The following is a 4030-nucleotide window of genomic DNA, read 5'->3' as shown; positions in this document are numbered from 1 at the left end:
CTCGCGCAGCGACGCCCGGGCCTTCCGGGTGCGCTTCGAGGGCGCGGAGCCGGCCCCCGCCGAGCGCTACTGGCGGGTCTATACCCTCTCCGACTTCGACGGCGAGCGCTGGCGGCGGGCCACGCCGGAGCGCCTGGCCGCCGCCCTGGGGCGGCCGCTGGGCGCGTTCGTGGCGGATGGCCGCCGCTCGCCCTGGCTCGACCAGGCGCCGCGCTTCGAGGCGGAGCTGCTGCTGGAACCGGACAGCCGGCCCTGGCGTCCGTCGCTGGGGGCGCCCCTGGCCACCGATGCGCCCCAGCGCTTCCTGGGCGACGGCACCCTGGAGGGCACCTCGCCGCTGGCCTCGCGCAGCCTGCTGCGCGTCACCAGCACCGGCCTGGCGCCGACCAACCCCGACCCCGCCGGGTCCGCCTGGCACGCCTTGCTGCCCGCCGAGGGCAATCCGCGTACCCGCGCCCTGGCCGAGCGGCTGTGGCAGGAGAGCGGCGGCGAGCCGCGTGCCTTCCTGGCGGCCATCATGGCGCGTTTCGGCGAGGCGCCGTTCCGTTACACCCTGTCGCCGCCGCGGCTCACCTCCGCCAACCGGGTCGACGAGTTCCTCTTCGAGAGCCGTGCCGGCTACTGCACCCACTACGCCTCGGCGATGGCGGTCCTGGCGCGCTCGGCGGGCCTGCCGGCCCGGGTGGTGGCGGGCTTCCTGGGCGGCGAGCGCCACCCCGACGGCCATTTCACCATCCGCGACTACGACGCCCACGCCTGGGTCGAGGTGTGGCTGGACGGGGCCTGGCAGCGCCTCGACCCCACCGCGGCCATCGCCCCGGAGCGCATCGAGGAGGGGCCCCAGGCGGTGGGCGATGGCGGCGAGGCCTTCCTGGCCGATTCGCCCTTCTCGCCGCTGCGCCTGCGCGAGGTGGGCTGGGCCAACCGCCTGCGCCTGGACTGGGAGCGGATCGAATACCGCTGGCAGCGCGGGGTGATCGGCTACCAGCGCGGGGCGCGCGACGCCCTGATGGCCCGGGTCACCGAGCGGCTGTACGCCTTCTGGGAATGGCTGGCGGGGCGGCTGCCGGGGCGCGGTTGGCTGGCCGCGACGCTGGGCCTGCTGGCCGCCGGCGCCGGGCTGATGGGGCTCGCGACGCTGCTGCGCCTGGCCTGGCGGCGCGGTCGAGAGGGGCGCGATGAGGCGCTGCGCATTCGCCGCCTGCAGGCCTGGCTGGCGAGTCGTGGCCTGGGGGAGGCCCCTGGGGAGTCCCCCTCGGCGCATCTGCGCCGCGTGGCCCGTGAGGCGGGGGATGCCGGGCCGGCGCTGCGCGACTGCGCCCATCACCTGGAACGGCTGCGCTACGCCCCCCTGGGACGGGCGGAGCGGCGCGAGCGAGGCCGCCAGCTGGCCCGGCGGGTGGCGGAAGTGCGCCGCCGGCTGCGGCGCCGTCCCCGCCGCCCGGGGGGTAGCGCGGGCGCGGGCGGCGTGGCATCGTGAGAAGCACACCGTCCATGAAGTCGCGACCATGTCCATCCACGACCACCAGTGCCGGACCGCCCAGGGGGAACCCTTCAACTTCGCCGCGTTGCGCGGCCAGGTGCTGCTTATCGCCAATGTCGCCAGCCGCTGTGGCTACACGCCCCAGCTGCGCGAGCTGGAACGCCTCTACCGCCGCTATCGCGACCGCGGCTTCACGGTGATCGGCTTTCCCTGCAACCAGTTCGCCCGCCAGTCGCCGGAGTCGGCGCTGGACTTCTGCACCCTCAGCGTCCGGGAGTATCAGGTCAGCTTCCCGCTGATGGAGAAGGTCAAGGTCAATGGCCCCGGCGCCCATCCGCTGTTCGTCGAGCTGCGCAAGGGGGCCCCCGGCGTGCTGGGCACCACGGCGATCAAGTGGAACTTCACCAAGTTCCTGGTGGGCCGGGACGGGCAGGTGGTCCACCGCTTCGCCCCGCGGGACGGGGAGCCGGTACTGCGCGAGGCGCTGGAGCGGGCGCTGGACGCGCCCTGATCAGGGCGCCTCCCCGCGCTCCAGCATCAGCCGCGCCATCAGCTCGTTCCAGCGATGCCGCGTCATCATGGTGGTCAGCCCCGAGAAGAGCGCCCAGCTCCTGCGCCGCCAGCCGGTGAGGTGCAGGTTGTGGGCCACCAGCTGTCTCATCAGCTTGTGGTCGTCGAAGCGGCGCCACTCGCCGACCAGCGACATCTGCTGGCGCCCCAGCACCGGCGCGAGCTCCAGGCGGAAGATCCACTCCAGCTCCTCGAGCGTCAGGTCATGGCGCTGGATCACCTCGATCATGCGCGCGAAGTCGCGCTCACCCGGCTCGTGCTCCAGCCACAGCGGGGCCAGGGCCAGCCACAGCTCGCCGCGCTCGTCGACCAGGGTCTGTGCATCCATCGTGGGCCTCCTCCTCGTGGCCTGCCGCCGTGACGTGCATCCTGCCCCAGTCGGGGCCGGGGCTCAAGAGCGGGCTCAAGGGCGGGTTCAAGGGCGGACAGCACCCACCCCGGCCGCTAGAATAGGGCGATTGGCACCCCATGGCGCGGGGCAGGACGCGCCCGCCCGAACGACGCACAGCGAGGTCTGACGTGATCATCAAGCCCAAGGTACGCGGTTTCATCTGCACCACCACCCACCCCGTCGGCTGCGAGAAGAACGTCCTCGAGCAGATCGAGGCGACTCGTGCCCGGGGCCTCGACAAGGCCCTGGCCGATCAGGAGCGGCGACCCAGGAAGGTGCTGGTGATCGGGGCCTCCAGCGGCTACGGCCTGGCGGCGCGCATCACCGCCGCCTTCGGCTACGGCGCCGACACCCTGGGCGTGTTCTTCGAGAAGCCCGGCACCGAGAAGAAGCCCGGCACCGCCGGCTGGTACAACGCCGCCGCCTTCGACCGCTTCGCCAAGCAGGAAGGGCTCTACAGCAAGTCGATCAACGGCGACGCCTTCTCCCACGAGGCCCGCGAGTTGGCCATCGCGCTGATCCAGCAGGACCTGGGCCAGGTGGACCTGGTGGTCTACTCGCTGGCCTCGCCGGTGCGCAAGCTGCCCGATTCCGGAGAGCTCAAGCGCTCCAGCCTCAAACCGATCGGCGAGACCTACCGCGCCACCGCCATCGACACCAACAAGGACAGCATCATCGAGGCCGAGGTGGAGCCTGCCACCGAGCAGGAGATCGAGGACACCAAGGCGGTGATGGGCGGCGAGGACTGGGAACTGTGGATCGAAGCCCTCGACCGCGCCGGCGTCCTGGCCGAAGGCGCGCGCAGCGTGGCCTTCAGCTACATCGGCACCGAGATCACCTGGCCGATCTACTGGCATGGCGCCCTGGGCAAGGCCAAGGAGGACCTGGATCGCGCCGCCGGCGAGATCGACAAGCGCCTCGCCGCCACCGGCGGTGGCGCCAACGTGGCGGTGCTCAAGTCGGTCGTCACCCAGGCCAGCGCGGCCATCCCGGTGATGCCGCTCTACATCGCCATGGTCTACAAGGTGATGAAGGAGAACGGACTGCACGAGGGCACCATCGAGCAGCTCAACCGCCTGTTCGGCGAATGCCTGTACGGCAGCGGCTGCCAGAGCGACGAGGCGGGTCGGCTGCGCCTGGACGACTGGGAGCTGCGCGACGACGTTCAGCAGGCCTGCAAGGACCTCTGGCCCCGGGTGACCACCGAGAACCTCTTCGCGATCACCGACTATGCTGGTTACAAGCACGAATTCCTGAAGCTGTTCGGCTTCGAGCGCGACGACGTCGACTACGACGCCGAGGTGAACCCGGAAGTGGAGTTCGATGTCGTGAACCTGTAGGCCCATCGACTTTCCGTGGTCAGCGCGGAGGTGAGGGAACCCAACCACCAGGAGGATGCCCATGGACACTCGTGAGAGCCAGACTCCGGAAGAGGAGCGTCAGCACCTCAAGCAGGTGCTGCAACCCGAGGACTTCGAGCACCCGGAGCCGGATGAAGAGCAGCCGGAGGCCAAGGCGCCGCCGTCCAAGGGCATGCAGCGCCTGCTGCCCATCGTGATCGTGGTGCTGGGTCTGGTGGTCGCCGC

At 71.4% G+C, this 4030-nt stretch carries 5 protein-coding genes; 4 read left to right on the top strand and 1 reads right to left on the bottom strand.

The annotated features are described in order from the left end of the window. A partial coding sequence (locus J5F18_RS18685) for a DUF3488 and transglutaminase-like domain-containing protein (protein WP_346300025.1) occupies positions 1–1480 on the top strand: 1480 nt, incomplete at its 5' end. Positions 1481–1508: 28 nt separating this feature from the next. Beyond that, positions 1509–1994, top strand: coding sequence for a glutathione peroxidase (locus J5F18_RS18680; RefSeq protein WP_346300024.1), 486 nt, complete (start codon positions 1509–1511; stop codon positions 1992–1994). On the opposite strand, the gene J5F18_RS18675 is transcribed toward J5F18_RS18680, so the two are convergent. After that, on the bottom strand, positions 1995–2381 hold the full coding sequence (locus tag J5F18_RS18675) for a hypothetical protein (protein ID WP_346300023.1): 387 nt from the start codon (positions 2379–2381) through the stop codon (positions 1995–1997). It lies immediately after the preceding gene. A gap of 191 nt (positions 2382–2572) precedes the next feature. Between J5F18_RS18675 and fabV the strand changes: the two genes are divergently transcribed. Together fabV and J5F18_RS18665 are read left to right on the top strand one after the other, a co-directional pair. Further along, entirely contained in the window at positions 2573–3784 is a 1212-nt protein-coding gene (fabV, locus tag J5F18_RS18670; protein WP_346300022.1) for an enoyl-ACP reductase FabV, read from the top strand. A 61-nt stretch (positions 3785–3845) separates the two neighbouring features. Continuing rightward, positions 3846–4030: hypothetical protein (locus J5F18_RS18665; protein ID WP_346300021.1), on the top strand; the 185-nt coding region annotated here is incomplete at its 3' end.

The sequence above is a fragment of the Halomonas sp. BM-2019 genome (genome assembly GCF_017584085.1).
This window is presented reverse-complemented; position numbering and strand designations above follow the sequence as displayed.